The following is a 22,839-nucleotide window of genomic DNA, read 5'->3' as shown; positions in this document are numbered from 1 at the left end:
AGAAGAAGCGCCGGCCATCAGCGGAACGTTCATGCCAAGGGCGCAAGTGCCTGCGAGGGGCGGAGCTCGGATCGCCGGGGCAAATGCTCAGGTCGGAGCGAAACGTGCTTGCCAACTGGCTGCCCCGCGCCCGACGGACATTTGCGCATTGGCAATGCTGAATCCGGCACGCTAGGCAAGATGCAGTCCGATTCGCTACCGACAGGTCCGCCATGAACAAGGCCGCAGCCTCATTTGCCCTCGTTGCCGTGCTGGCGGCCGCACTGACGGCACTCAGCCTCGCCGTTGCGCGGCACGGCTATCCCTTCGGCGTCATCGGCGTGCAGCGCCTCGACGGCATCGCCAGCGCCGATAGCTTCATTCCGCTGGCGGCGATCTACTTCCTTGCCGCGATGCTGATGATGATCCTGCCGCTCAAGGCGGCGAGTATCGTCCTGGTCAATGCCGCCGACACCATCCACTGGATCGTCATCGCCCTGTTCGCCACCATCGTCGGCTGCCTCGCGGCGCGCTGGGTATTCGGCCAGGCCAGTGCGCCTTGGGCCCTGCTCGACTGGCGCTACCTGTTCGTCGCCATCATTGTCGGCTGCCATCTCGCAATGAACGAACTGCGCCGTAACGTCCTGCTGCGCAGCCTCTTCTTCGCCCTCTTCGGCGTGGCAACGCTTGCCTGCCTGTTCTGGTCGTTCCGAATTTGAGGCAGCGCAGGGCCGACCAGAAATAGGACCCCAATTGAAGCAACAGTCACAGCGGTTTGAGATCTTTGGAGAAGAAGTGGTGGGTGCGACAGGGATCGAACCTGTGACCCGCTGATTAAGAGTCAGCTGCTCTACCAACTGAGCTACGCACCCACTCGCGACCGGTGAACCGACCGTGGCCGCATATAGCCACACCATCCGTTGCTGTCCACCCATGTTCGCCAAGAAAGATGCAGCAATCGGCAGTGGTACGCGATTGCCTGTGCAAAGCCTGGCGGCATTGCATCCGGACAAGGAGATCGACCATCCGCCCGCGCAATTATATGCGCGGCGTTCTAGTATTCGGCGGCTAAGGGAAAGAAGTGGTGGGTGCGACAGGGATCGAACCTGTGACCCGCTGATTAAGAGTCAGCTGCTCTACCAACTGAGCTACGCACCCACTCGCGACCGGTGAACCGACCGTGGCCGGCATATAGCCAAGGCATTTTCGCCTGTCCACCCCACCGGCCGCTTTTTCTTTCAGTCGGCAAAAATAGCTGGGTCAAACCAGCAGAACGCCCTCGGCCACCCTCACCGCGTGTCCGCCGATGCGCGCGGAAGCCAGCTTGCCGCCCGAGATCTCGAGCTCCAGCCTGATCCTGGACGGTCGCCCCATCTCGATGCCCTGTTCGATCCAGAATCGCTGCGCCCCATCGGTCGGCCTGTCGAACTCCATGATCGCCCCCGCAAAGGCGGCAGCCGCCGAACCTGTCGCCGGATCTTCGTAGGATGGGCTGCCGGGAACGATCATCCTCGCGTGGAATGCGTTTTCGTGCCCCACAGTCTCGCGACAATAGACATAGGCGCTGGCCACCGCCGAGTCGTTCTTGCGTGGCGAAAAGGTGAACCAGGCCTCGTTGTCGAATCGAATTCTCGCCGCAACCTTGGTGTCCGCCACCGGCACGGTGATGTAGGGAACGCCCGCAGACCACAGCGATACACGATGGTTTTCAAAGCCGATCTCGTGTGGCGCCAGTCCAAGGGCTGCGGCAACCGCATCGGTGCTGGCGGCCAGCGGCATCGGCTCGGGCAGTTTCGGCAGGTCGAATTCGGCAAACAGGCTGTCGCCGACCTTGTTCACGGCACAGCGCACCAGGCCGATATTCTCTTCGAGGACAAAAATGCCGGCAAGATCATTACCTTGCGCCATCTCGGTCAGCGCGATCGCCGTGCCGACGGTCGGGTGACCGGCAAACGGCATCTCGTAGTCAGGCGTGAATATGCGCACCCGTGCCTTGTGCTTCGGGCTTTCGGGCGGCAGCACGAATGAGGTCTCCGACAGGTTGAACTCCCTGGCGATGGCCTGCATCTGCGCCGTGCTCAACCCCTTGGCATCGACGACCACAGCGAGTGGGTTGCCGGCAAGCCTGTTTTCGGTGAAGACGTCATAGACAAAATACTTGCGTCCGCCCGTCATGTTTGCTCCTTCTGCGCCGGCAACATGAGCGAAATTTAATTTGAATTTCGGGACCACTCAGCCGATCTGTGATTTTAAAGCATGATCGTCAAACTGGCATCCCGGTTTCAGACAAGATCATGCTCGATCGAACCAGCTTAGAGCAGGCTCTAGGCGGATTTTCTGGGACCATCGAAAGGGTCTGGCTTGGACCAGCTGACAAATCGCCCGCAATCGGCGAGCACGCCATCGATAGAGGCAGCCCTCGGCCTCGACGGCAACGGCCGTGCCACGCGCCGCCGCCGTGGCTGGCTGTGGCTGCTGGTGGCGCTGGTCGCTGCGGCTTGCGCCTATGCCGGCTATTCCTGGTTCGCAACGCCTTCCCAGAAGCTTGTCTACACCACCCAGGCCGCCGAGACAGGCGACCTGACCATCGAGGTGTCGGCGACGGGCAATCTGCAGCCGCTCACCCAGGTCGACATTTCGAGCGAATTGTCGGGTGTCGTCCGCTCGGTCGCGGTGGTCGAAAACCAGCAGGTCAAGAAAGGCGACGTGCTCGCCTCCCTCGACACGACGCGGCTTTCCGCCCAGATCGAGCGTGCCCAGGCGTCCGCCAAGGCTGCCGCCGCCAAGGTCGAAGACACGCGCACCACCTTGTCGCAGAATGCCCAGGCGCTCACCCGCGCGCAGGAACTGGCAAAACGCGGCATGGCCACCACCCAGGCGCTGGAAGCAGCCACCGCCGAGCGCGATCGGGCGCAGAGCGCGCTCGACATGGCCGAAGCCAACCTCGCTATCTCGGAGGCTGACCTCAAGCTGCAGCAGGCCGACCTCGCCAAGAGCACGATTTATGCCCCCATCGACGGCGTCGTGCTGACGCGCTCGGTCAATCCGGGCCAGACGGTGGCGTCCTCCATGCAGGCGCCGGTGCTGTTCGTGCTCGCCGCTGACCTGTCCCAGATGGAGCTCAAGGCGGCGGTCGACGAGGCCGACATCGGTTCGGTGGCGAAGGGTCAGAACGCCCGCTTTGCCGTCGATGCCTTTCCCGACCGCAGCTTCAAGGCGACGATCCGCGACATAGCCTATGCCGCTGTTACCACAGACGGCGTGGTCACCTACAACGCCTGGCTCGAAGTCGCCAATGACGAGCTGCTGCTGCGCCCGGGCATGACGGCGACGGTGTCGATCGTCACCCGGGAGGCCAAGGATGTGCTGACAGTGCCAGCCACCGCCTTCCGTTACCGCCCGGCACCTGTTGCCCGCAGCAGCGGATTCAGCCTGCAGAACCTGTTCCTCGGCCGTTCCAATCGCGGCCCGACCGATCGCAGCCGTCCAGCCTCGACGCCTACAGATGGCCTGCGCACGATCTATGTGCTCAAGAACGGCGCGCCGGTCGCGGTCAGGGTCAAGACCGGCTCCACCGACGGCGATCGCACCGAGATCGTCTCCGGGCTTGCGGTCGGTGATGCGGTCATCACCGCCTCGTCGTCCGCAAGGGCCAATTGAGCTGGTCGTGGAAACCCCTGTGATAACCACCGCGCCGCTCATCCTCTTCGACAAGGTCTGGAAGACCTACGGCCAGGGCGAAGCCGAGGTGCGTGCCCTCGCCGGCATCGATCTCGCCATCGCGCAAGGCGAGTTCGTCGCCATCATGGGCCCGTCCGGTTCCGGCAAGTCGACAGCGATGAACATTATCGGCTGCCTCGATACGCCCACCTCAGGGCGCTACGCCTTCATGGGCACAGACGCCGGCCGGCTCGACCGCAACCGCCGGGCCGTCTTGCGCAATCTCTACATCGGCTTCGTCTTCCAGGGCTACAACCTGCTGCCGCGCACCACGGCTGTGGAGAACGTCGAGCTGCCGTTGATCTATCGCGGCGCAGCCGCGCATGAGCGCCGCGCGCTGGCCATGCAGGCCCTTGCCGAGGTTGGCCTCGAGGGCCGTGAGCACCACACGCCGGCCGAACTCTCCGGCGGTCAGCAGCAGCGCGTGGCGATCGCGCGCGCCATTGTCACTCGGCCCACCCTTCTTGTCGCCGACGAGCCGACGGGCAATCTCGACACTGCCCGCAGCCACGAGATCATGGAGCTGCTGACCCGCCTCAACGAGGAGGCCGGGCTCACCATCGTCATGGTCACCCACGAGGCCGATATCGCCGCCTATGCCGGACGCACCATCGCCTTCCGCGATGGCCACGTCGCCTCCGACACCAGAAAGCTGGAGGCAGCATAAGTCATGATCTGGGAGACCGTCCGCCTCGCCCTCCGCTCTGTCCGCCGCAACGCGCTGCGCTCGTTCCTGACGCTGCTTGGCATCGTCATCGGCGTCGCCGCCGTCATCGCCATGCTGACAATCGGCAGCGGCACCACCGAGAAGGTCAAGGCCGACATCTCGCAGCTCGGCAGCAACCTTCTGATCGTCCGCGCCGGCCGTCCCGCCGCCCCCGGCTCAGGCCCGCAGCAGACCATCCGCCAGCTCGGCGACAAGGAGGTCGCAGCCCTCACCGCCCATCTCGAAGGCGTACGTGCCGTCTCGCCGGCGTCGCAGAAGCAGGTGCGCGTCGTCTTCGGCACCGAAAGCCTGACCTCGTCCATCACCGGCACCGACAACGCCTATCTCGACGCCCGCGACTGGAAGGTCGCTTCGGGCCGGCCGTTCAGCGAGTCCGAGGTGCGCGGCGGCGTCAATGTCTGCCTGATCGGCGAAACCTTGCGCCAGCAGTTCTTTGGCGCCGGCGATCCCGACGGCGCCGCCATCCGCGTCGGCCGCGTCAGTTGCAAAGTCATCGGCCGGCTCGCGCCGAAGGGTTATTCCGGCTTCGGCCAGGACCAGGACAATGTCGTGCTGATGCCGCTTCAGGCGTTCCAACACCGCATCGCCGGCAACCGCGACATCGACAACATCTATGTCGCCGCCGATGACGTGACGCCGACCTCGGTCGTCCAGACGCGGATCGAGGACATCATGCGCGACGTCAGGCGCGTCACCGCCGACCGCGAGGACGATTTTTCCGTCCGCGACATGACCCAGATCGCCGATGCGATGGCCAGCGCCACCGCCACGATGACCGGCATGCTCGGCGCTGTCGCCGGCGTCAGCCTGCTCGTCGGCGGCATCGGCATCATGAACATCATGCTGGTGTCGGTCACCGAACGCACCCGCGAGATCGGCATACGCCTCGCCATCGGCGCGCATGAAAAGCACATCCTGATCCAGTTCCTGGTCGAGGCAACCGTGCTGTCACTGCTCGGCGGGCTGATCGGCATCGCCATCGGCCTGACGCTGGCGGGCGTCGCCTCGCTGGCGCTATCCATCCCGTTTGCGCCGAGTCTGGCGGTCGTGCTGCTTGCCGTCGGCTTCTCGGCGTTGATCGGCATGGTGTTCGGTTTCTTCCCAGCGCTGCGCGGCGCGCGCCTCGATCCGATCGAGGCGCTCAGGCACGAATAGCCGAAGCTACTTCTTCAGCAGCGTGTTTGCCGTGCCTTCCTCGACCTGGTCGATGACAAGCAGCTTGACCGGCTCGGCACCGACATTGGCGCCCTGATGCCACGTGCCGAGCATCTCGATGATGAAGTCGCCCGTCTTGTAGCTGGTGCTCTTGCCGGTTTCGGCATTGGTCACCTGCAGTTGGCCCTCGAGCACATAGGCGTAGCGCGCCGACGGGTGCATGTGCACCGGCAGCGACGCCCCGGGCGGGATCTCGAAGGAGGAGACCAGCACCTGCACGTTCTTCTGCGGCAGCACGATCGGCTGTCCGTTCGCGGTCACCGTCGTCGACGCCAGCGGCGTCACGACAACCTTGGCAGCAGGCGTGTCGTCGAGAGCATGGGCACTGGCGCTCTGGAACAGAGCCAGCGCAATGGCGCCGGCGAAAATACTTGCACGTGCTGGAAAGCTGGCCATCGAATCCCCCCGAAATGCCGCACAAGGTCTGCGGCAACTTGTGACCCAGCGGCATGCGGCCCGCAAGGGCTTCGGCAGGTCGGCGACGGCTGGTGGCGTCAGCCGCGTGAAAAATGCCATTCCACCAGCGCGGGCATATGCGGCATCAAATTGTCGGGCAGGTCGTCCATGCCGCGGATGATGACAGGCCCTTCGATCTCGGGCTCCGCATCGGCCGCCACAAAGCGCTCGATGCGCGCGGCCACCTCGTCGGCGGTCTCAGTGAGATGGTAGCAGCGCACGATCGCCGTGCCGGTGTCCCCAGACAGCGCATAACAGCGTTCTTCGCCGCGGGCCTCGCCAAGCTCGAGCCCGGTCTCCTCGCGAACCTCGCGCGCCATGTTGTAGTCGAGGTCGACGAGCCCATCACAAAAGTCTTCCGGCTCGAACGAGCCGGCGGCGAAATAGACCTTTCCCGCATTGACCGTATGCGCGCCCATGCGGATCGCCACCAGCGCATTGTCGCTGGAGATCAGCATGGCGTGCGCGAAGGAATGTTCGGCACTGGTGAGCGGTTTCAGCTTTCGCCACAGCATGAAGGTCGAGAAGCGGACGGCGTGGCAGCGACCCACGAGCCGGTTGTCGCCATAGGCAAGCTCCGACAGGAGGACCACCGTGCCGTCGAACATCGCCGGCGTCAGTGCCTTTTCAGCCGCCCAGTTGGCCAAGATCGCCTCGGCATTGTCGCGCTCGAACGGGTGCGGCTCGGCATCGAGGCGCACGTCGACGACGTCGACCGGCAGGATCTGGTTGCGTGGAATGTCGAATGCCAAGGAAATCTCTCAGGTAATGCTCAACGTCACCGCAACCGGGCAGTGGTCGGAGGCCTTCGGCCGGTCCCAGCCGGCGCGCGGATAACGGTCCACCTCTTGCCCCGGCGGGAAGATGGTGCGCCAGGGCTGGCCGCGCCGCACGATGTCGGGCACCGCCTGCTCGTTCGTCCGTGCCAGCGACGGCGAAAGCAGGATGTAGTCGAGCTGGCACAGATGCCGTTCCAGCGGTCCACGCGTGTGATAGAGTGTCCAGCGGTCCATCTCCTGTCGCCGCGCGACAACGTTTTCGGCAAAACCATCGGCGAGGAACACGTCGAGGCAGGACGCCGTCTCCTGAACCGGCGTGAAGCCGTAGCCCTGATAGGCATCGCCCGAGATCACCAGCCGCTCGCGATAGTCGTTCATGTCGCCGCAGATCACCCAGCGCTTGTCGGCTGCATGGTCCTTGCCGAAACGGTCCTCGATGATCCGCCGGACGGCCTTGGCCTCGGCGACACGGATCGGCATCGTCGCGTCACGGCCGTTCAGCCCGTTGCGCGGCGAGCCCATCGACTTGAAGTGCACCGAATAGATGGTCAGCGGCTTGCCGCCGATCTTGACGTCGATCTCCAGGCAGTCGCGCCGGAAGATGCGCTCGAACGGCTCCTGGCCGAGACTGGCGAGTTCCGGCGTATGCAGCCCGAGCTCCTCGAAGGTGACATGGGCATGGCTGGTCATGCGCACGAACTCGATCGGTTCGCCATGCGCGGTCTCAGCCCGCATCATCACCGCAACGTCGATGCCGCGCGAATCATTCCCAGAAGTGGTGTATTTGTGCTGGTAGCCTTGCCCCACCATCTTGAACAGATAGCCGTATTCGAAGGCCTTCAGCGCTTCGATGTTGTCGACTTCCTGCAGGCAGATGATGTCGGCGCGGGTCTCGGCGATGGCCAAGGCCGTCAGCTGGCGCATGTCGTCGGCGTGCGCGATCGCGCGCGCCTGCTCAAGCAGCCGATACTCAGCCTCGCTATGGATTTCGAACAGGGCAAGTGTCCGGTCCTCGTTGAGCTGGTTGCGGTAGCCGGAATAGTCGAACCTGTTCATCAGGTTCTCGACATTGAAGGTGGCAAGGCGCAGCGACATGCGCCGAGCATTGCCTTCATGTTGGCCCAAACACAAGAGCCCAGCCCACAAGCCCACGGGAACTCGGCGTTCATTTCCCGTTCAGGCTGAAAGGCGGAATATGCCTGATCTCCATCGAAATTTGGGGGCATGGAGCCTTTGGGATTCGGACTCAGGAGACGATCATGAACCTCTCATCCCTTGCACGTTCCGGGCTCGTCGCGCTCGGTCTCGTCACCGGCCTGCCGCTGGCTGCGTCGGGTTCGCCAGCCAGCCTGGGCCAGATGCCCTCAATTGTTCCGCAGGCGACGCAGAATATCATCCTCGCCCAGAGCCATTTCTGCCCGCCCGGAAGCGGATGCTATGGCCGCCGTGATGGCCGGCGCGATGGTTGGCGTGGCGACGGTTGGCGCCACAACAACTGGCGCGGCGACCGTTGGCGTGACGACTGGCGCTGGCGCCACCGCCCGCACCGCCGCCATTTCGGCACCGGCATCTATCTGAACTTCGGCATCCCGGCCTACCGCTACTACGAACCGCGCTACTACCAGCCACGCTATGTCCAGCCGCGCCGCATCTATCGTGGCGGAGGCTCGGCGCACGTCCAGTGGTGCTACGACCGCTATCGTTCGTATCGGGCCTGGGACAACACCTTCCAGCCTTATAACGGTCCGCGCCGGCAGTGCTGGTCGCCCTATAGCTAGGCCAAGCCGAAACAACGGAGACGGCGTCGCACCTGCGGCGCCGTTTTGCTTCAAATATGACTTCAGGCTAATAAACAACAGCTACAAGCTGTTGTTTACGTATCATGTGTAGAACCAAGAATACCGGGAGGATTTCTATTCTGGGTTGAAATTACATGACGGCAGACAACGCCGAGATTGCCGAAAACGAACTGCGCCGGGAGCGACGCAACCGCGTCCTCAAGGGCGCTGCGATTCTGACCGGCATCACCAATTCGGAAACCCGCTGCACTATCCGCAACATGCATACGAACGGCGCCGAGATCAAAATCCCCGCGGAAAGCCGCGTCCCCGACCAGTTCCTGCTCTATGTCCCCGTCGACGGCATCGCTTATCGCTGCATCGTGCGCTGGCGCAAGGCCGACCGCCTCGGCGTCCAGTTCGAAGGCACCGAACCCAAGCCGCACTGGCATTACGGCTGAACCCCCGATTCCCAGTCGATAAAAAAGGCCGGCAGATTGCTCCACCAGCCTCTTTTTGATTTTCGAGCCAATCGCCCTGCCGAGCCTGGGGCCGGCAGGGTGACGCGGACTTCCTAGTTCTTGGCCTCGTCGACCAGCTTGTTCTTGGCGATCTCCGCGCGCCCGCAGGGCGTAGCCCGAGGACGCGCAACGAAGGAGACCTGGATCGTCTCAGTTCTTCGCCTTGTCGACCAGCTTGTTCTTGCCGATCCACGGCATCATCGCGCGCAGCTTCGAGCCGACTTCCTCGATCTGGTGGCTGTCGTTCATGCGGCGGATGCCCTTGAAGCGAGCGGCGCCCGAACGGTATTCCTGCATCCAGTCGGAGGTGAACTTGCCGGTCTGGATGTCCTTGAGGACGCGCTTCATCTCGGCCTTGGTCTCTTCGGTGATGATGCGCGGGCCGGTCACGTACTCGCCCCACTCTGCGGTGTTCGAGATCGAGTAGTTCATGTTGGCGATGCCGCCTTCATAGATCAGGTCGACGATCAGCTTCACTTCGTGCAGGCACTCGAAATAGGCCATCTCGGGAGCGTAGCCGCCCTCGACCAGCGTCTCGAAGCCGGCGCGGATCAGCTCGACAAGGCCGCCGCAGAGGACGACCTGCTCGCCGAACAGATCGGTTTCACACTCTTCCTTGAAGTTGGTCTCGATGATGCCCGACCGGCCGCCGCCGACGCCGCATGCATAGGACAGGCCGAGATCGAGCGCGTTGCCCGAAGCGTCCTGGTGCACGGCAACCAGGCACGGCACGCCGCCGCCCTTCTGGTATTCGCCGCGCACGGTGTGGCCCGGGCCCTTCGGCGCGACCATAATGACGTCGACGGTCGACTTCGGCTCGATCAGGCCGAAATGCACGTTGAGGCCGTGGGCGAAGGCGATCGCTGCACCATCACGAATGTTCGGAGCGATCTCGTCGCGGTAGATGTCGGCCTGCAGCTCGTCAGGCGTCGCCATCATCATCAGGTCGGCCCACTTGGCGGCTTCAGCAACCGTCATGACCTTGAGGCCGTCGGCCTCGACCTTCTTGGCGGTCGCAGAGCCAGCCTTCAGACCAACAACCAGTTCCTTCGCGCCCGAATCCTTGAGGTTCAGCGCATGCGCGCGGCCCTGGCTGCCGTAGCCGATGATGGCGACCTTCTTGCCCTTGATCAGGTTGAGATCGGCATCGCGATCGTAATAGACACGCATTGGTGGGTTCCTTCCCGGTTTTTAAGTCAGAGGGCCTTTGGCCCGGTTTTCGCTCCATGAAGAGCAAGAAACTGCTGCGTTGCGCGCACGGCGTCGCCGTCGATCCCCGCCTCAGTCAATTCCAGCCGGTCGCCGAGCAGCAGACGGATCTGCACGTCGCGGGCGACCAGCCCAAAGAATGTCCGGAATGCCGTCTCGGCATCGTCGAATTCGAGCAGGCCCGCCTCGCGCCCCGCTTCCAGCACCGGCTTCAGCCTGCGCCCCAGCGCAAAGCGGCCGCGCTCCAGCACAATGGCGCCAAGGTCGCGCTTGTCCGATCCGGCATGCACAACGCCAACCCTATTGAGCGCGATCGAAGTGTCGCTCGAAATCACCCGCAGCCAGTCGGAAGCGAAACGTTCGAGGCTCGACGTCAGCGACGCCAGGTCCAGTCCCTTGCGGTCGACCGGCGGCACACGCACCTTCGAAGCCTGCCACTGCACGGTCGCGGTCAAAAGCCCGTCACGGTCGCCGAACCACTTGTACAGCGTTTCCTTGGAGCAGCTGGCGCGGCGCGCAACGGCCGTCATCGTCAGCCTGTCGCCCTCCTCGACGAGCAGGCGCAGCACCGCGTCGAGCACGTCCTGCTGACGTGCCGTCGGTCCCTCGCCTTCCATCATCTCGGTTGTCGTCTGCAACATCGTTCCAAGCCTGCCACGTCACGCCGGCTCGCTTCGAACAAGCCGTACCGTACGTTACGGTTCGGTTGATAGCGCAATTGAAGGCAGCCCTGCAATCGGATTCTTCGCATCGCTTGCAATTATCTGGCGACCGCCTTGACGGAAGCCGCCCCTGCGGAAACTTGCCGTCTGGCCGCCTCAGGAACCACCGAGATCGACGGTCTCGGCCAGGAAATCGAGCAGCGCCCTCACCCGCGCCGGCACCGGGCCGCCATTGCCAAGAAACACCGCGTGCACATCCTCGAGATCGCCGGGATTGGCCTCTTCGAGAACGTTGGCCAATCTGCCTGCCGCCAGATCGTCGCGCACCTGGAACGCGGCAATGCGCGCCAGTCCGATTCCGGCCAGCGCCAGTTCGCGCAACGCCTCGCCGTCGCTGGCCTGGACGTTGCCTGTGGGCGTGACGTCCACGACAGCGCCGCCCTGCAGCACCGGCCATGCCGGCATGGTTCGGGCATAGGACGGCCCGAGCAGATTGTGCCGCTTCAGTTCGTCAGCGCTGCGCGGCATGCCTCGCATTGCGAAATAGGCGGGCGCTCCGACGATCATCATCCGCGTCGCGCCAAGCTTGCGTGCGACAAGGCTCGAGCTTTTCATCGGTCCGGCTCTGATCGCCACATCGGCGCGTGCTTCCAGTAGATCGACGACAATGTCGGACAGGGCGATATCGACGGAGATCTCGGGATATCTTGCCAGGAACTGCGGCAACAGCGGCAGCAGGAAATGCTTGCCGAACGGCACGTTGGCGTTGACGCGCAGGCGCCCACGCGGCGCCTCGCCGGCTGCCGCGCATTGTTCCGCCTCCTTGAGGTCGGCAAGGATGACGACGCTGCGCTCATAGAAGGCACAGCCCTCAGGCGTCAGTTGCAACCGCCGCGTCGAGCGGTTGACCAGCCGCGTACCGAGCCGGTTCTCCAGCCGCGACACCAGCTTGCTCACCGCCGAAGGCGACATATCAAGCGCGCGTGCCCCAGCCGAAAAGCCACCGCTCTCCACAGCCCGGACAAACACTTCCATTTCGCCGAAGCGGTTGACGTCCACGCGCATCATTGTGAATTCACGTCACATATCCTTCGCCAGACCGACGTCTACTTCATCTAATTGGCCGCGTCCATATCAAGGCTCTCACCGGAGACTTGGATGATGAAACAGAACACTGCACTGATCGTCGGCGCCCATGGCGTCATCGGCAGCAATCTCGCCAGCCACCTGGCAGCACTCGGCAACTGGGACATTGTCGGACTGTCTCGGCGCGGCGGTTCGAGCCAAGGCTCAGTCCGTCACATCGCTGTCGATCTGCTCGATATCAGGGACGCCAGGGAAACGCTCGGCGGCCTCCACGACGTCACTCACATCTTCTACGCCGCCTATCAGGATCGGCCGAGCTGGGCCGAGCTCGTCGAGCCCAACGTCGCCATGCTGCGCAATGTCGTCGACACGGTCGAACCGATCGCCAGGAACTTGCGCCACATCAGCCTGATGCACGGTTACAAGGTCTATGGTGCGCATCTTGGGCCGTTCAAGACGCCGGCACGCGAGACCGACGCCAACCACATGCCGCCGGAGTTCAACGCTGACCAGCAGGATCTTCTCGAAGACCGGCAGTTGGGCAAGAGCTGGGGCTGGTCGGCGCTGCGTCCTTCGGTGGTCATAGGCCAGGCGCTTGGCAACCCGATGAATCTCGCCATCGCCATTGCCGTCTATGCTTCGATGTCGAGGGAGCTTGGCCTGCCGCTGCGCTTTCCCGGCAAGGCAGACGCCTATGACAAGATCATCGAGATGACCGACGCCGGCCTGCTGGCACGCGCCACCATCTGGGCCGCGACAGACGAACGCTGCGCCAATCAGGCGTTCAACATCACCAATGGCGACCTGTTCCGCTGGAACGAGATGTGGCCGAAGATCGCCTCGAGCTTCGGCATCGAGACAGCCCCGCCCTTGCCGATGTCGCTCGACACCATCATGGCCGACAAGCAGCCGCTGTGGGACAAGATGAAGGCCCGCCACGGCCTCGCCGACACACCCTATGCCGATGTGTCGTCATGGCGCTTCGCTGACTTCGTTTTTGGTTGGGACTACGATTTCTTCGCCGACGGCACCAAGGCGCAGCGCTTCGGCTTCCACGACTTCGTCGACACCGAGGAGATGTTCATGCGCACCTTCAGCGAATTGCGCCAGCGCCGGATCATCCCCTGATCCGACGGGCCGCCGCCTACTGTCCGTAGGTTGCGAGATAGTGCGGAGGAATGGCTACCGGATACAAGGCGCCGGACAACGCCATGACAATCAGCGCCGCCAACAGCGCGCCCACTCCGGCAGCACCTCCAAGCAAGGCCGTCCCCAGCGCGGGACGGCTGGCCAGGGAGCTCCAGTATGCCGCGCAACCGACATGGACGAATAGCGAGAGAACCCCGAGAAAATAGTAGGGCGCGAAGAACCAGTACCAGGGCGGCGCAAAGAAGCCAGCGGCGGCAAAGCGAAAGTCAGTGTCGAGACCAAAGACTGTGCGTCCGGCGATGACGGCCCCGATATGGTTGACCAGGAAGAAGGCGAGATAGCCACCCGATGCCGCCTGTAGCCAGGCGACGGTTCCCTTTCGCCTCGCCCAACCGCGCGCCAGCATGGTGAGCCCGCTGCCGACCTGCCACAGGATGAGGCAGACAAGCGCCACCTCGACGAAGGGCTGTCGATAGAGCTGCCGTGCTTCGGCCATGAAGGCGATGTGGGTCTCCTGCCCGCTCAGGCCGGCAAGATGATTGGCCATGTGCAGCAGCACGAACAGGCCGATGAACAGCGCCGACGCGCGATGCAGGCCGCGCAGCCTCGGGCGCGCCGGTAGATCTTCCATTCATCCCCCTCAGTCGGCCGCCGCATCGTCGGCCGCAATGCTGCAGAATGCCTGATCAGTTCAGCTTGACCAGTGCCACGCGCCGGTTCTTGGCCCGGCCTTCGTCATTGTCGTTGCTGGCGACCGGCGCCATCATGCCGGCACCCGCTGCAGTCAGCCGTCCGCCGTCGATGCCGAATTGCGAGACAAGCGCTGCTTTCACCGCAGCCGCTCGGCGATTGGACAGGTCGATATTGTAGTCGAACTTGCCCTGGTTGTCGGTATGCCCGACAACGGCCACCGCCAGCGCCGGGTTGTCACCCAGAAGCTTGGCGATCTCCTTCAGCGTCGGTTCTGACTCCGGCTTGATGTCGGCCTTGTCGGTGTCGAAAAAGATGCCGTAGAGCGAAATGCCGCCGCTGGTCGACAGTGTATCAGCCATCTTGGCTGCCTCCACCACAACCATCTTCTTGTCGCGCGCCTTGGGCTCCACCACGTGCACGATGGCGATGGTGCGCGCATTCAGCGCCTTGCAGTAGAGGTCGTCGAGCAGTTGGAAGGTCTGCACCGTGACATAGGCGTCGCCGCCGTCACGCGGCACCTTGGCACTGAGATAGCGCTGGTCGGCAACCCCAGACGAGGCCACGCAGGCGGCATTGGAGAACGCCTCGACGCCGAGGTCGCTGTCGTAGAAGAAGTTCATCATCAGGCTCATGTCGCCGCCGCCGCTCGAGGCCGAGCGCGAAGCGTCGCCACCGCATTCCTCCTTCTTGCATTCGAACACGACCTCGCCGCCGGCCGCCTGCACCACGTCCTGGTAGTTGCGCAGCACCTCGAGCGGCGAACGGCTGTCCGGCAGCACATAGAACAGCCGGGTGAGCGTGCCTTCGATCTCTTCAGCCTTCTCCGGCTTGAACACCCTGTTGTTGTTCTTGTCGCGCTTGTCCTGATCGGGATCGGCCTTCAGCGGCGAAAGCGGCACGCTGAAATCAGTGTAGTCGAGCTTCTGGTGGTAGACGATGAACGAGCCTTCGTAGCGCTTGGCAAGCGCGTTGTCGGCGGAACCTTCGATGTCGGCGGAGGGCACCGTCGCATCGGCAAGCGCTGGCATGCAGCTGACGGCGAGCAATGCCAAGCCTGCCGCTGCCTTTCGAAATCCACGCACCATAAGTCCCCGCATCGCACGCTCCCCGGTTGAATGTGACGCAAGGTAGCCACAACCGCAGCATGGCTCAAGCAAGGATGCGAACTTGCCTTTCTTCGCTGCGCTCCGTCCAGTCCGCTTCCTTGAGTCCGGCTGACGCGAACGGATCGATCAGCGTGCCGGCGACAATCGAGGCCAGCAGTTGCGGCGCCGGCGGCAGCTTGGCGACCGTCGCCACCAGCCGGTCGCGCAGGAATGGCAGCAGCACCGAGTCGGACTGGTAGAATGGCGTAAAGGCCAGCGACAGCGCCTGGAACAGCCTGAGGTGCCGGCGCCGGGCGCGAACATAGGCCGTAAGCGCTGCCTCCGTGTTGCTTGCCTGCCGCAAGGCGTGCCCAAGTGCAGCAGCGTCCAGCAAGGCCATGTTGGCACCTTGACCCAGTTGTGGGCTGGTCGAATGCGCGGCATCGCCGATGACGGCAAGGCCCCGCGCCGCCGGCGGCAGTAGCGTGTGATGGCCATAGCGGGCCAGTGTCAACTGGTCGAAATCCTCGATCTGGTCGAGATAGGACTGGCTTTCAGGCCAATGCCCTGCCACCTCGGCCTTCCAGGCGTCCAGCCCAAGGGCCTGCACGCGCTCGGCATGCGCCGGCTTCAGACTCCAGAAGAACGCCGCCATCTTGCGCCCGCCTGGCTCGGCGCGGCCGATCGGCAGCACCCCGATCATGATGCTGGCACGGCGATAGCGCTGGGTCAGCGAGTGTTTGTCGAAGCCTTCGCCCTGCCAGTCCAACGAAGCCCAGAACGCGCCATAGGCCAGCGGTTTCGGCTCGCCCGCGAGGCCGGCGCTACGCCGGATCTTCGACCTTGCGCCGGTGGCATCGACAACGAGGTCGAATGATCCAAGCTCCCGCCCTGCGGCGTCGACAAGCCGTGTCTGCTCGCCCGGAACCACGGCCTCCAGCTCGGCAGCGGTGACGATGTCGATGCCTTCGCCCAACACCGCCCGGTACAGCACGCCGAACAACGCCGCACGGTGGACGGCCAGACCAAACCGCCCACCAGGCCGCGCATCGTAACGCACGTCGAGCACCGTGCGACCGCTCACCGCATCGGTGCCGTGCAACCGGTCGATCCGGCTTCCTAGTTGTGAGATTTCGCCCAACAGGCCGAGATCGGCCAGCACCGAAAGTCCGGTCGGCTGCAGGATCAGCCCGGAGCCCAGCGGCTTCGGCTCGACGAAGCGATCATAGACAGTGACCCGGTGCCCGTCGCGCTTGAGATAGAGTGCCGCTGCCAGTCCCGCAGGCCCGGCTCCGGCGATTGCGATGTGAAGTTTTCGAGTGCCCATCTGCCTTCCGTCCATGACGCATGGTTCACGGACGGAACATGTATTGGCAATGCTACTTTTTGCCCCGCGCCGGTCTCAGATCGACACCTGCGTGCCAACCTCGACCACGCGGCCGGTCGGGATCTGGAAATATTCGGTCGCATCCGCCGCCGTGCGTGCCAGGCCGATGAACAGCCTGTCCTGCCACAAGGGCATGCCCGAGTTGGGCGACGCCTTCAGCGAGCGCCGCGACAGGAAGAACGACGTCGTCATGATATCGAACTTCCAGCCCTGCTTGCGGCAGATGGCCAGCGCCTTGGGGATGTTCGGCTGCTCCATGTAGCCGAATTTCAGCTTCACCCGCATGAACAGCTCGTTGACCTGCTCCATCTTGACCCGCTCGCTGTCGGGGACCACCGGCTGTTGGGCCGTCACCACCGACAAGATGACGTTCTGCTCGTGCAGCACCTTGTAGTGCTTGAGGCTGTGCATCAGCGCAGTCGGCGCGCTGTCGGGATCGCTGGTCAGGAACACGGCAGTGCCCTGCACAAGATGCGGTTTCTTCTTGCCCAGATTCTCCGCCAGGAAGTTGAGCGGGATCTCGTTCTTGCGCGTCTTGTCGAACAAATAGCGGCTGCCGCGCACCCAGGTCCACATGATCAAGACGATGGTGAAGGCCACCGCCAGCGAGGCCCAGCCGCCCTCGAACACCTTGACGATGTTGGAGGCGAAGAAGCCGATGTCGATCAGGCCGAATATCGCAGTCGCAACAATCGCTGCAGCCGCCTTCCAGCGCCAGATGCGCAGCATCACCACCGAAAGCAGCAGCGTCGTCACCAGCATATTGCCGGTGACTGAGATGCCGTAGGCTGAAGCCAAAGCGCTCGACTCGCCGAAGCCGACAACCAGCAGCATCACCACCAGCGCGAGGATCAGGTTGACCCGCGGCATGTAGATCTGCCCCAGTGTCGTCTCGGAGGTGTGTTGGATCTCAAGGCGCGGCAGCATGTTGAGCTGGACCGCCTGGCGTGTCAGCGAATAGGCACCTGTTATGACCGCCTGGCTGGCAATGACGGTCGCGGCCGTCGCCAGCACCACCATCGGGATCAGCATCCAGCCTTCGTTCATCTCGAAGAACGGATGGCCGACGGTACCGTTGTGGCTGAGCACGAAAGCACCCTGACCGACATAGTTCAGCAGCAGGCACGGAAAGACGATGCACAGCCAGGCCAGCACGATCGGCCTGCGGCCGAAATGTCCGAGGTCGGCATAAAGCGCCTCGGCACCCGTCACCGCCAGGAAGATGGCGCCGATGGTGACGAACGACACTTCCGGCTGGTTGGCGAGGAAGTTGACGATGTAGATCGGATTGACCGCCCAGAGGATTTCCGGGTCGTCGAGGATATGGACGACCCCCGAATAGCCGATGGCGATGAACCAGACGAGCGTAATCGGACCGAAGACGATCGCCACGCCGCTGGTGCCGAAGCGCTGCACCGAAAACAGCGCTGCCAAGATTACTAGGGTCAGCGGCACCACGTAAGGCTGGAACGCCGGTGTCACGACATTCATACCCTCGACTGCCGACAGCACCGAGATCGCCGGGGTGATCACCGCGTCGCCATAAAACAGCGAAGCACCGACCATGCCGAGCGCCAGGATGATGCCGGAGCGCTTGGGCAGGCTGCGCCGTGCCAGCGCCATCAGCGACAGCGTACCGCCCTCGCCCCTGTTGTGCGCCCGAAGCACGAACATGACATATTTGACCGTGACGATGATCGTCAGCGCCCAGATGATCAGCGAGAGCACGCCGAGGATGTCCTCGCGCGATGCCACCTGGCCACCAGCCGACGCCACCAGCGCCTCGCGGAAGGCGTAGATCGGGCTGGTGCCGATGTCGCCGAAGACGACACCCAGCGCGCCGATGACGAGCAGTCTGATGTCGTGGGAATGGCCGTCCGCCTGGACCGCCTGCCCGCTATTTGCCGCCTTGTCAGCGCCGGCATCGGTCATGAACGACTCTCCGTGAAGCCGCGGGGCTCTACGCTTGCCCTGTCGCAAAAGCAACAGCTGTTTTGCGACAGCTAATGTTGAGCCCATGCAGGCAACGCATGGCTAGCACGGATATTACCACCCGCAAGCCTTGAGATATCGCCCGATCGTGCCGGCCATACCATGCTCCAGCGCATCGGCAGTCAATCCGTGGCCGATCGACACCTCGGCCAGTTTCGGAATGCTCTTCATCAACAGCGGCAGATTGTCGACGACGAGGTCGTGCCCAGCATTGACGGAGAGGCCAACTGCCAGAGCTGTCTCTGCGGTTTTTGTCAGTTTTTCCAATTCCTTGGCAGCTTTTGTCTTGTCATCGAAGCAAGCGCCATAGGGTCCGGTGAAGAGTTCGATCCGGTCCGCGCCGGTATCGCGCGCTGCACTCATGCCTGACGGGTCGGCATCCGAAAACAGCGAAACGCGGAAGCCACCCTTCTTCAGGCGCGCCACCACCGGCTTGAGCAGGCCGGCCTGTCCAACGAAATCCCAGCCATGGTCGGAGGTTGCCTGCGACGGATCGTCCGGCACCAGCGTCACCTGCTCAGGCTGGTGCTTCTCGACCAGTTCGAGGAAATCTTCCGTCGGATAGCCCTCGATGTTGAATTCGGCCTTGGGAAACTCGTCGTCGATCAGCGCCCGGATTTCAGGTACGTCGGAAAAGCGGATATGGCGTTGGTCGGGGCGCGGATGCACGGTCAGTCCGTGTGCGCCGGCGGCGAGTGCGATGCGCCCCAGGCCGGTGACGCTCGGCCACGGCAGATCGCGGCGGTTGCGCAGCATGGCGATGGCATTGACGTTCACGGACAGCTTGGCAGGCATCGGCAACTCTCAGCAAAGGCGACACCCACGCCACCTATCACGGCTTGGTCGGGAACAGAGAGCGCTTTTATGTGTTCCAGTGACGATACGGATGCATGACGCCGACAATCGGAATCGATTGTCGGAAAGGATCATGTACAGCTTGAAGCCGCATCGACGAGGACAACCCGATGAGCTCCATGGATGCTCCACCGCCCTTCCGGCGCATCGACACCGACAATGCGGAGGTCTTTGCCTTTGAGATCGTCGGCCATTTCACCCAGGCCGACATCGAAAACGCCTATGGCCTGCTCGATGCCGCCTATGAAGGCCATGACAAGATCGACGTCCTGCTGCGCGCGAGCGGATATGACGGGTTCGACTGGTCGGCCTTGTTCGATCCCTTGACCTTCAGGGGCAAGTGGAAGGCATTGCATCACATCAGGCGCTATGCGCTCGTCGGTGGCCCTGTCTGGATGGGCCCGGTCGTCGGCCTGTTTGCTCCACTCACCTCGATCGAAACAAAACACTTCACCGATGCCGACGAAATCAAGGCGTGGGAATGGCTCGGCGCAAAGCCGGCCGACGCCGGCTAGGCCCTCATCGAGCGTGGCCTCAGATAGCGGACATTCTTGCGCAGGCGCCGCATCTGCTCGGCCAAGATGGCCGACAGCGGCCACCTGATCTGAAACGACGACAGATGCGCTTTCCAGACCTCGTGATCGCCGCTCCAGTGGTCGTCATGATCGCCCTCAGGCGCTGCAAGAAGCAGGAAACGTCGCCCGGGACGCGCCTTTTCGATGAGACCGGAAATCTCGGCCATATCGCCCGCCGACACCGGACGGGCCAGTACGAACAATGTCGAGAGATCGTTGTTCAGCGCCATCCTGCTGACAGCGCACCAGATGTCATGGCCTTCGCGCGCCTTGGCATAGAGCGCGTCGAGCGTATTCTCGGCGATGTCTTTGGGAAACTCGTGCATGTGGCTGGTGCCGAAGCGCTTGTTGAAGACGACGCCATCGACGACATGGAGATCGTCCCGCTCGAACAAGCCGTTGAAGTCGCGCCTGATGTATTCGGCAACGGCTGGAACAGGCGTCACCTGCCAGTCGAACACACCCCGCCTCGAGATGCGCTCGCCGAAAATCTTCCGGATATGGAACTTTGCGCGGCAATTCGGGCCGAGACTGACGATCTGTTGAAAGACTGCCATGGACCAACAAAGGTTCGGTTGCCTGACCTGACAATCTGCCACGGACTGTGCAAACTGCAACCTTCACACACCTTGCCGCGGTCACACTCCGGTCATCGGCGCGCGCCACACAGCGATCATCATGCCAAACATCCGCATTATCGATTCGATCACTGACCCGGGCTCTGCCTCGCGTCCCAACGAAGACAGCGCCGGTGGCAATGCCAGCTGCGCCTTTGTCATCGACGGCGCCACTGGCCTCGGCGGCACCAGCATCGTCGGCCTGCACGGTTCGGATGCCGCCTGGCTCGCGCGTTTTGCCCAGAGCACCTTCGAGGAACTCGTTCGTAATGGCCGCAAGGTCGCCGAGGTCGTGCGCGAGCTCAACCAGCGCGCCGCCAATGTCGTGCACGAGGCGGCCCACGCCTTGCCGATCGAGGCCTGGAATCTGCCGATCGCGAGCTTCCAGATGGTTCATGTTGAAGGCGACCGGCTGGTCACGCACGGCCTGGGCGATTGCCGCCTGTTCCTGGTCGACGCCGATGGCAAGATCGTCGAAACCTCTGCCATCAAGGCCGCCTACGCCAATGAGCGCGACGGCGCCCGGCGGGCGATTGCACAGTCTGGTGGATTCGCGACGCATCAGGCGCTCGCCGACGAGCCCGTTGTGCGCGACGAGTTGCGCCGCCGCCGCGCCGCTTACAACCAGCCCGGCGGATCGGTCTGGACCCTCGGCATCGAGCCCGCCGCCGCCGATCATCTCGCCTCCGAGCAGCTCGACGTTGCCCTGCCGGCCAGGGGCTTGCTGTGCTCCGACGGCTTCGCCGCCCTTGCCGACCAGTATGGCCGCTATGGCGTCTCCGACCTGGTCCGCGCCGCTGCCAGCACAGGCCTTGCCCCGCTCCTGCAGGAGCTTCGGCATATCGAACGGGTCGACGACCCCGACGGCCAGCAATTCCCGCGCTTCAAGATCTCGGACGACGCCACGGCAGTGCTGTTCGAGATCGTCGCCTGACGGCAAGCAAGGCGGCTCGGCTCAGGTAAAGCCAACTGCGGCAAATTATTGCAGAACCGTCTCGATGCGCATCCTCGCGCTCGAGAACGCGCGCATCGGCGGGTTGCCAGCCGGCCCAATGCTCTAGCGGACGATCGTCAGCCGTTCGGCCGCACGCGTGATCGCCGTGTAGAGCCAGCGCTGGCGCGTGTCCTTGAATGCCCAACTCTCGTCGAACAGCACGACATTGTTCCACTGCGAGCCTTGCGCCTTGTGCACCGTCAGCGCGTAACCGTAGTCGAAATCGTCGTAGCGCTTCTTGGTGCCCCACGGGATCTCCTCGTCGGGGCTCTCAAAAGTCTGTTTCAATAGCTTGATCTTGGCGACGCCACGATCGGGATCGTCCTCCTCGGGCGCGACCAGCAGGTTAATGCCGGGCTTCACCGTCTCGCGCGACGAGGTCATCACCTTCCACAACGAGCCGTTGAGCAGACCCTTGGCCGGGTCGTTGCGCAGGCAGACAAGCTTGTCACCCGCCTGTGGGTATCCTGCCGTAAAACCCTTGAGCTCGCGCAGCCGCTGGTTGTAGCGCCGCCGTGTCCGGTTGGTACCGACAAGCACCTGGTCGGCATCGAGCACCAGATCTTGGGTGACGTCCTCCTTGCCGATCACCTGCGCCGTGCCATAGTCGCCGCGCATGAATTCACGGCCCTCGCGCACGTCAAGCGCCAGCCTCAGAATCGGGTTGTCGCGCGCCTGGCGATGGATTTCGGTCAGCAGGAAATCCGGCTCGTGTTCGGTGAAGAAACCACCGCCCGAAATCGGCGGCAACTGTGCCGGGTCGCCCAGGACGAGAACCGGCGTGCCGAAGGTCAGAAGGTCACGCCCGAGCTGCTCGTCGACCATAGAGCATTCGTCGATGACGACGAGCTTGGCCTTGGCGATCGGGCTCTGCCGGTTGAGCGAGAATGTCGGCGACATCGAGGTCTTGCCGGTCGCCTCGTCGGCAATCGCCTCCTCGCCCTTCGGCCGGTAGATCAGCGAATGGATGGTGCGCGCATTGGTGGCACCCTTCGAGCGCAGCACCTGCGCTGCCTTGCCGGTGAAGGCAGCGAACTGCACCTGGCCGTCGACATGCTCGGCGAAATAGCGCGCAAGCGTCGTCTTGCCGGTGCCGGCATAACCGAACAACCGGAATATCTGCGGCCTTCCGGACTTGAGCCAGCGCGCCACTGCCTGCAGCGCTTCGTCTTGCTGAGGTGAAAAATCCATCGTTTCGACTGACAGGATTCGGCGGCCAAGGGCAAGAGATTGCGTCCCGAAGCGCCACATAAGCTGACAAGTTGGCCCAATAAGGTGCAGTCTTCCTCGGAAAGGGAACCCTCGCTCATCAGCCGACCGCGAGAAACCTGGCAAATTGTGATATCGTGGCGCGTGCATC

Annotated in this window: 23 protein-coding genes and 2 tRNA genes; 9 read left to right on the top strand and 16 right to left on the bottom strand. The window is 63.4% G+C overall.

Going from position 1 to position 22,839, the window contains the following annotated elements:
- The first annotated feature begins 212 nt into the window (after window positions 1-212).
- Entirely contained in the window at window positions 213-698 is a 486-nt protein-coding gene (locus IG197_RS25290; protein ID WP_067960634.1) for a hypothetical protein, read from the top strand.
- Between the two features lie 77 nt (window positions 699-775).
- Here IG197_RS25290 and IG197_RS25285 read toward each other — a convergent pair.
- The 3 genes from IG197_RS25285 to IG197_RS25275 form a co-directional block, all read right to left on the bottom strand.
- Window positions 776-851 (bottom strand) — tRNA-Lys (locus IG197_RS25285).
- 210 nt (window positions 852-1,061) lie between these two features.
- A tRNA-Lys gene (locus IG197_RS25280) sits at window positions 1,062-1,137 on the bottom strand.
- Window positions 1,138-1,239: 102 nt separating this feature from the next.
- Entirely contained in the window at window positions 1,240-2,154 is a 915-nt protein-coding gene (locus IG197_RS25275; RefSeq protein ID WP_067960631.1) for a PhzF family phenazine biosynthesis protein, read from the bottom strand.
- Window positions 2,155-2,340: 186 nt separating this feature from the next.
- Here IG197_RS25275 and IG197_RS25270 point away from each other — a divergent pair, with 186 nt between their 5' ends.
- From IG197_RS25270 to IG197_RS25260, 3 genes are read left to right on the top strand one after another with little or no spacing between them, the layout of a single operon-like run.
- Window positions 2,341-3,639 carry an efflux RND transporter periplasmic adaptor subunit gene (locus IG197_RS25270; protein ID WP_192315636.1) on the top strand — a complete coding sequence of 433 codons (1,299 nt, stop codon included), beginning with the start codon at window positions 2,341-2,343 and terminating at the stop codon, window positions 3,637-3,639.
- A gap of 22 nt (window positions 3,640-3,661) precedes the next feature.
- Entirely contained in the window at window positions 3,662-4,366 is a 705-nt protein-coding gene (locus IG197_RS25265) for an ABC transporter ATP-binding protein (RefSeq protein ID WP_210328476.1), read from the top strand.
- Window positions 4,367-4,369: 3 nt separating this feature from the next.
- Entirely contained in the window at window positions 4,370-5,581 is a 1,212-nt protein-coding gene (locus IG197_RS25260; RefSeq protein WP_192315635.1) for an ABC transporter permease, read from the top strand.
- A gap of 6 nt (window positions 5,582-5,587) precedes the next feature.
- Here IG197_RS25260 and IG197_RS25255 read toward each other — a convergent pair whose 3' ends face one another.
- The 3 genes from IG197_RS25255 to IG197_RS25245 all read right to left on the bottom strand — a co-directional run bounded on the left by IG197_RS25255 (window position 5,588) and on the right by IG197_RS25245 (window position 7,971).
- On the bottom strand, window positions 5,588-6,037 hold the full coding sequence (locus IG197_RS25255) for a cupin domain-containing protein (protein ID WP_192315633.1): 450 nt from the start codon (window positions 6,035-6,037) through the stop codon (window positions 5,588-5,590).
- A gap of 98 nt (window positions 6,038-6,135) precedes the next feature.
- The gene (locus IG197_RS25250) at window positions 6,136-6,849 is read right to left on the bottom strand and encodes a hypothetical protein (RefSeq protein ID WP_067960618.1); all 714 of its coding nucleotides are present in this window, start codon (window positions 6,847-6,849) and stop codon (window positions 6,136-6,138) included.
- A 9-nt stretch (window positions 6,850-6,858) separates the two neighbouring features.
- On the bottom strand, window positions 6,859-7,971 hold the full coding sequence (locus IG197_RS25245; protein ID WP_067960614.1) for an endonuclease/exonuclease/phosphatase family protein: 1,113 nt from the start codon (window positions 7,969-7,971) through the stop codon (window positions 6,859-6,861).
- A gap of 164 nt (window positions 7,972-8,135) precedes the next feature.
- On the opposite strand from IG197_RS25245, the gene IG197_RS25240 reads away from it, so the two are divergent.
- The gene (locus IG197_RS25240) at window positions 8,136-8,654 is read left to right on the top strand and encodes a BA14K family protein (protein ID WP_192315631.1); all 519 of its coding nucleotides are present in this window, start codon (window positions 8,136-8,138) and stop codon (window positions 8,652-8,654) included.
- A gap of 155 nt (window positions 8,655-8,809) precedes the next feature.
- Window positions 8,810-9,115 (top strand): PilZ domain-containing protein, encoded by a 306-nt coding sequence (locus IG197_RS25235; protein ID WP_154383862.1) that lies wholly within the window; start codon window positions 8,810-8,812, stop codon window positions 9,113-9,115.
- Window positions 9,116-9,325: 210 nt separating this feature from the next.
- On the opposite strand, the gene ilvC is transcribed toward IG197_RS25235, so the two are convergent.
- From ilvC to IG197_RS25220, 3 genes are all read right to left on the bottom strand, one after another.
- Window positions 9,326-10,345, bottom strand: coding sequence for a ketol-acid reductoisomerase (gene ilvC, locus IG197_RS25230; protein WP_192315629.1), 1,020 nt, complete (start codon window positions 10,343-10,345; stop codon window positions 9,326-9,328).
- Between the two features lie 26 nt (window positions 10,346-10,371).
- The gene (locus IG197_RS25225) at window positions 10,372-11,025 is read right to left on the bottom strand and encodes a TetR/AcrR family transcriptional regulator (protein WP_067960605.1); all 654 of its coding nucleotides are present in this window, start codon (window positions 11,023-11,025) and stop codon (window positions 10,372-10,374) included.
- 177 nt (window positions 11,026-11,202) lie between these two features.
- Window positions 11,203-12,114, bottom strand: coding sequence for a LysR family transcriptional regulator (locus tag IG197_RS25220; protein WP_067960604.1), 912 nt, complete (start codon window positions 12,112-12,114; stop codon window positions 11,203-11,205).
- Window positions 12,115-12,204: 90 nt separating this feature from the next.
- On the opposite strand from IG197_RS25220, the gene IG197_RS25215 reads away from it, so the two are divergent.
- Window positions 12,205-13,260 carry an SDR family oxidoreductase gene (locus IG197_RS25215; protein ID WP_192315627.1) on the top strand — a complete coding sequence of 352 codons (1,056 nt, stop codon included), beginning with the start codon at window positions 12,205-12,207 and terminating at the stop codon, window positions 13,258-13,260.
- Between the two features lie 16 nt (window positions 13,261-13,276).
- On the opposite strand, the gene IG197_RS25210 is transcribed toward IG197_RS25215, so the two are convergent.
- The 5 genes from IG197_RS25210 to IG197_RS25190 all read right to left on the bottom strand — a co-directional run bounded on the left by IG197_RS25210 (window position 13,277) and on the right by IG197_RS25190 (window position 19,233).
- Complete coding sequence (locus tag IG197_RS25210; protein WP_192315625.1) at window positions 13,277-13,912, bottom strand: hypothetical protein; 636 nt, start codon at window positions 13,910-13,912, stop codon at window positions 13,277-13,279.
- A gap of 55 nt (window positions 13,913-13,967) precedes the next feature.
- Window positions 13,968-15,071 carry an OmpA family protein gene (locus IG197_RS25205; RefSeq protein ID WP_246765242.1) on the bottom strand — a complete coding sequence of 368 codons (1,104 nt, stop codon included), beginning with the start codon at window positions 15,069-15,071 and terminating at the stop codon, window positions 13,968-13,970.
- A gap of 52 nt (window positions 15,072-15,123) precedes the next feature.
- Window positions 15,124-16,386, bottom strand: a complete 1,263-nt coding sequence (locus IG197_RS25200; protein ID WP_192315623.1) for an NAD(P)/FAD-dependent oxidoreductase — start codon at window positions 16,384-16,386, stop codon at window positions 15,124-15,126.
- Between the two features lie 75 nt (window positions 16,387-16,461).
- On the bottom strand, window positions 16,462-18,378 hold the full coding sequence (locus IG197_RS25195) for a potassium transporter Kup (RefSeq protein WP_192315621.1): 1,917 nt from the start codon (window positions 18,376-18,378) through the stop codon (window positions 16,462-16,464).
- Window positions 18,379-18,492: 114 nt separating this feature from the next.
- Window positions 18,493-19,233, bottom strand: coding sequence for a pyridoxine 5'-phosphate synthase (locus tag IG197_RS25190; RefSeq protein WP_192315619.1), 741 nt, complete (start codon window positions 19,231-19,233; stop codon window positions 18,493-18,495).
- Window positions 19,234-19,403: 170 nt separating this feature from the next.
- On the opposite strand from IG197_RS25190, the gene IG197_RS25185 reads away from it, so the two are divergent.
- Window positions 19,404-19,808: an STAS/SEC14 domain-containing protein gene (locus IG197_RS25185; RefSeq protein WP_067960583.1), complete on the top strand. Its 405-nt coding sequence runs from the start codon at window positions 19,404-19,406 to the stop codon at window positions 19,806-19,808.
- On the opposite strand, the gene IG197_RS25180 is transcribed toward IG197_RS25185, so the two are convergent.
- The gene (locus tag IG197_RS25180; protein WP_192315617.1) at window positions 19,805-20,425 is read right to left on the bottom strand and encodes a hypothetical protein; all 621 of its coding nucleotides are present in this window, start codon (window positions 20,423-20,425) and stop codon (window positions 19,805-19,807) included. The two genes, IG197_RS25185 and IG197_RS25180, sit on opposite strands and share 4 nt — an antisense overlap.
- A gap of 121 nt (window positions 20,426-20,546) precedes the next feature.
- On the opposite strand from IG197_RS25180, the gene IG197_RS25175 reads away from it, so the two are divergent.
- The gene (locus IG197_RS25175) at window positions 20,547-21,419 is read left to right on the top strand and encodes a protein phosphatase 2C domain-containing protein (protein ID WP_192315615.1); all 873 of its coding nucleotides are present in this window, start codon (window positions 20,547-20,549) and stop codon (window positions 21,417-21,419) included.
- A 123-nt stretch (window positions 21,420-21,542) separates the two neighbouring features.
- Here the strand turns inward: IG197_RS25175 and IG197_RS25170 are convergent, their stop codons facing one another.
- The gene (locus tag IG197_RS25170) at window positions 21,543-22,670 is read right to left on the bottom strand and encodes an ATP-dependent RecD-like DNA helicase (RefSeq protein ID WP_154386649.1); all 1,128 of its coding nucleotides are present in this window, start codon (window positions 22,668-22,670) and stop codon (window positions 21,543-21,545) included.
- Window positions 22,671-22,839 lie beyond the last annotated feature (169 nt).

The sequence above is a fragment of the Aminobacter sp. SR38 genome (genome assembly GCF_014843375.1).
Taxonomy (GTDB): Bacteria; Pseudomonadota; Alphaproteobacteria; order Rhizobiales; family Rhizobiaceae; genus Aminobacter; species Aminobacter ciceronei.
Note: the sequence above shows the minus strand (reverse complement) of the source record. Positions and strands in the feature narration are given on the sequence as shown.